The 4,330-nt window shown below is 70.4% G+C and carries 4 protein-coding genes; 1 reads left to right on the top strand and 3 read right to left on the bottom strand.

The window, feature by feature from the left end:
- The first annotated feature begins 95 nt into the window (after positions 1 to 95).
- On the top strand, positions 96 to 1,052 hold the full coding sequence (locus ACIY1X_RS25100) for a Bug family tripartite tricarboxylate transporter substrate binding protein (protein WP_399686049.1): 957 nt from the start codon (positions 96 to 98) through the stop codon (positions 1,050 to 1,052).
- 46 nt (positions 1,053 to 1,098) lie between these two features.
- Here the strand turns inward: ACIY1X_RS25100 and ACIY1X_RS25095 are convergent, their stop codons facing one another.
- The 3 genes from ACIY1X_RS25095 to ACIY1X_RS25085 all read right to left on the bottom strand — a co-directional run.
- Entirely contained in the window at positions 1,099 to 2,307 is a 1,209-nt protein-coding gene (locus ACIY1X_RS25095; protein WP_399686046.1) for a CaiB/BaiF CoA transferase family protein, read from the bottom strand.
- Positions 2,308 to 2,455: 148 nt separating this feature from the next.
- Positions 2,456 to 3,697, bottom strand: coding sequence for a CaiB/BaiF CoA transferase family protein (locus ACIY1X_RS25090; RefSeq protein WP_399686044.1), 1,242 nt, complete (start codon positions 3,695 to 3,697; stop codon positions 2,456 to 2,458).
- A gap of 148 nt (positions 3,698 to 3,845) precedes the next feature.
- The coding region (locus ACIY1X_RS25085) for an acyl-CoA dehydrogenase family protein (RefSeq protein WP_399686042.1) at positions 3,846 to 4,330 on the bottom strand (485 nt) is incomplete at its 5' end.

Below are 4,330 nucleotides of genomic sequence, written 5' to 3'. Positions count from 1 at the left end.
TGCGCGGCGGTGAGTCAACCCGTTCAGCGGTCACGGCCGGCCTTACTGCCTTGACAACTGAAGTTTGAACCAACTGAGACATATAAGGAGACAGCATGAGCTACCGCAAACTCGTCCTCGGGTTGGCGCTGGGTGCCTGCGCGCTCGCGCCGGCCCTCGCCCAGCAGATGACCCGCATCGTCGTCCCCTTCGCCGCGGGCGGGGGCACCGACCAGTACTGCCGCATCCTGGCGCAGGAGCTGAACAGGCAGGGGCTGAACGTCATCATCGAGAACAAGCCCGGCGCCAGCGGCATCGTCGCGGCCGACCACGTGGCGCGCGCCAGGCCGGACGGGCAGACCGTCCTCGTCTCGTCCCTGGGCATCCTGGCCAACAACAGCGTGCTCTACGACAAGCTGCCCTACGACCCAGCGAAGGACTTCGCCTCCGTCACGCAGATCGCCTACCAGCCGGCCATCGTCGTCGGCCGCACCGACCTGCCCTACAGGAACATCCGGGAGATGGTGGACTACGCCAAGGCCCACCCCGGCAAGATCAACCGCGGCTCGCCCGGCGCCGCCATCCTGACCAACCTCGCCCCGATCGCCTTCGAGAAGGAACAGGGCTTCAGCACCCTGCACATCCCCTTCAACGGCGACGCGCCCGCGCTGCAGGCGCTGCTGGGCCGCCAGATCGACATCCACGGCACGTCCATCACGGGCTCGCTGCCCTACGTCAAGTCGGGCAAGCTGCGCGTGCTCGGCGTCATGGATTCGCAGCGCCTGCCGCAGGTGCCCGACGCGCCCACCTTCAAGGAGCAGGGCTTCGACATGGTGGCCACGCTGTGGTATTCGCTGTCGGTGCCGGCCGGCACGCCGCGGCCGGTGATCGACCGGCTGAACAAGGCCGTGAACAAGGTGATCGCCGACCCGGCCTTCGTGGAGCGGGCCCGCGCGATCGGCATGGAGCCGCGCGGCAGCACGCCCGAGGAGCTGGACCGGTTCGTGCAGGTGGAGGCCGACCGGTGGCTGCCCATCCTGCGCAGCCTGGACCCGCCCAAGCAGTCGCACTGAGCGGGCCGCCGGCCCGGATGCAGCCGCCCCTTGCAGGGCGGCTTTCTTATTTGACGACGTTGCGGCGGCTCAGGGCCTCGAGGTCGCCTTCGCCGATGTCCAGCAGCTCGCGCAGCACCTCGGCCGTGTGCTGCCCCAGGTGCGGCGGCGGGTGGCGCACGTCCGAGCGCGCGCCGTCGATGACGTAGGGCGGCGCGTGGACGGCCTGGGGCCCGGCCTCGTCGTCCTCGTAGCGGTGCCAGACCTGCGTCTGCGCGGTGCGCTCGGACTGCAGCGCCTCGTACAGCCCCAGCACCTCGCCGCAGGGGATGCCGCAGCGGTTCATGCGCGCGATCAGCTCGGCGCGCGTGAACTGCCGGACCTTGCCGAGCAGCACGGGCAGCAGCGCGTGCCGGTGCTTCGAGCGCCCGGTGTTGGTCGCGAACTTCGGATCGGCGGCCAGCCCGGGGCTGTCGATCACCTCCTCGCAGAACTTCCTGAACTGACCGTTGTTGCCCACCGCGATCACGAGCGGCCCGTCCGCCGCGTCGAACACGCCGTAGGGCACGATCGACGGGTGCGAGTTGCCGAACTTCGCGGGGTCGCCCTGCTGAAGCCAGGCGGTGAGCCCGTAGTAGGAGGTGATCATCATCCCGCTGTCGTACAGCGACATCTGGATGTGCCGGCCCTCGCCGGTGCGCGTGCGCTCGTACAGCACCGCAAGGATGGCCTGCGCTGCGTACATGCCGGTGAACATGTCGACGGCGGCGATGCCGAACTTCAGCGGGCCCTGGCCTTCCTCGCCGTTCATGGCCATCAGGCCGGTCTCGCCCTGGATCACGAGGTCGTAGCCGGGCCGGGCCTTCTCCTGGCTCAGCACCGAGTAGCCCGAGATCGAGCAGTAGACGATCTTCGGGTTCAGCGCGCGCAGGTCCTCGTAGCCCAGCCCCATCTTCTGCGCGCCGCCGTACTTGAAGTTCTGGATGACGACGTCGCACTGCTGCGCCAGCCGGCGCACCAGCGCCTGCCCGTCCGCGTCCTGCAGGTCGACGCAGATCGAGCGCTTGTTGCGGTTGCAGCTGTTGAAGTAGGAGGTGTTGTGGCGGCCGATGCGCGTGCCCCAGTCGCGCGTGTCGTCGCCGCGCTCGGGGTGCTCGACCTTGATGACGTCGGCGCCGAGGTCGGCCAGCGCCATGCCGCACAGCGGCCCGGCCATCACGCGGGACAGGTCCAGCACGCGCACGCCGGCCAGGGGTTGCAGGGGAGATCGGTTCATGTCGTCGGCTCGCGCGTCGTGTCGTCCCGCATGGGCGACGACGACGCGCCGCCGCCGGCCCGCGGGACGGTGCGCTCGCAGTCTAGGGACGCGGCCGCCCTGCAGATGTGCAGGGCGTGCAACGGTGCTTTGCAGGTTCCGGCGCGCGCTACAGCACGCCGCGCTCGTGCAGCGCCGCGATCTCGCCCGCGTCCAGGCCCAGTTCGGCCAGCACCTCGTCGGTGTGCTGGCCCAGCGCCGGGGGCGCGCGGCGCAGCACCGGCGGCGTGGCCGACAGGCGCAGCGGGCTGGCCACGCCGGTGATGGCGGCGATGCCGTCGCCGGCCTCGCGCGGCAGCGTGACGGCCAGGCCGCGCGCCTTCACCTGCGCGTCGGCGAAGGCCTGGCCGATGTCGTTGATGGGGCCGCAGGGCACGGCCTTGTCTTCCAGCAGCGCGATCCACTCGGCGGTGGTGCGAGTGCGGGTGACGGTCTCCATCAGCGGGATCAGCGCGTCGCGGTGCTTCACGCGCAGGCTGTTGCTGGCGAAGCGCTCGTCGGCCGCCCATTCGGGTTTGCCGGCGGCCTCGCAGAAGCGCGCGAACTGGCCGTTGTTGCCGATGGCCAGCAGCATGGCGCCGTCCTGCGTCGGGAAGTCCTGGTAGGGCGCCAGGCTGGGGTGCGTGTTGCCCTGGCGCTGCGGCGGCGCGCCGGTGTTGAGGAAGGCGCTGGCCTGGTTGGCGAGGATGGCCATGCCCACGTCCAGCAGCGCCATGTCGATGTGCTGGCCCTGCCCGGTCTGGTCGCGCACGCGCAGCGCCGCGAGGATGGCGGTGGCGGCATAGCAGCCGGTGAACAGGTCGGTGAGCGCCACGCCCACGCGCAGCGGGCCGCCGCCGGGCTCGGCGTCGGGCCGGCCGGTGATGCTCATCATGCCGGTCATGGCCTGGATCATCAGGTCGTAGCCGGCGCGCTCGGCGTACGGGCCGTCGTGGCCGAAGCCGGTGACGCTGCAGTACACCAGGCGCGGGTTGATGGCGCGCAGGCTCCGGTGGTCCAGGCCGTACTGCGCCAGGCCGCCGGTCTTGAAGTTCTCCACCACCACGTCGGCCTGCTGCGCCATCCGCTGCAGGAGCTGCCGGCCCTCGGGCGTGGCCATGTCCACCGTCACGCTGCGCTTGTTGCGGTTGCAGGCGGTGAAGTAGGTGGACTGCGCGGTGTCGCGGCCCTCGGCGTCCTTCAGGAAGGGCGGCCCCCAGGTGCGCGTGTCGTCGCCCGTGCCCGGGCGCTCGATCTTGATCACGTCGGCGCCCAGGTCCGCCAGGATCTGGGTGCACCACGGGCCCGCGAGCACGCGGGAGAGGTCCAGGACCTGGATGCCGTCGAGGGATGCAATGGGCGCGTTTGTCATGTGAGGAAGTCCGGTCCTTCTTTTGGATCGACTCGCCGGCGAGGCCGTGGGCCCATGCCAGGGCACCCGTGGAACCGGCTTTGCCGGGCCACCGGGTGCGCCCCCTTCGCGAAGCAGAAGGGGGAGCCGCGAAGCGGCATGGGGGTTGTCAGCTGAATGCCGCGATGCCGGTGATCGCGCGGCCCAGGATCAGCGCATGCACGTCGTGCGTGCCCTCGTAGGTGTTGACCACCTCCAGGTTGACCAGGTGGCGCGCCACGCCGAACTCGTCGCTGATGCCGTTGCCGCCCATCATGTCGCGTGCCATGCGGGCGATGTCCAGCGACTTGCCGCAGTTGTTGCGCTTCATGATGGAGGTGATCTCCACCGCGGCGATGCCCTCGTCCTTCATGCGGCCCAGGCGCAGGCTGCCCTGCAGGCCCAGCGTGATCTCGGTCTGCATGTCGGCCAGCTTCTTCTGGATGAGCTGGTTGGCGGCCAGCGGGCGGCCGAACTGCTTGCGGTCCAGCACGTACTGGCGGGCGCGGTGCCAGCAGTCTTCGGCCGCGCCCAGCGCGCCCCAGCTGATGCCGTAGCGCGCGCTGTTCAGGCAGGTGAAGGGACCCTTCAGGCCCTGCACCTCGGGGAAGGCGT

Origin of the sequence: Xenophilus sp. (assembly GCF_044462705.1) — a bacterium.
GTDB classification, from domain to species: domain Bacteria; phylum Pseudomonadota; class Gammaproteobacteria; order Burkholderiales; family Burkholderiaceae_C; genus Xenophilus; species Xenophilus azovorans.
Note: the sequence above shows the minus strand (reverse complement) of the source record. Positions and strands in the feature narration are given on the sequence as shown.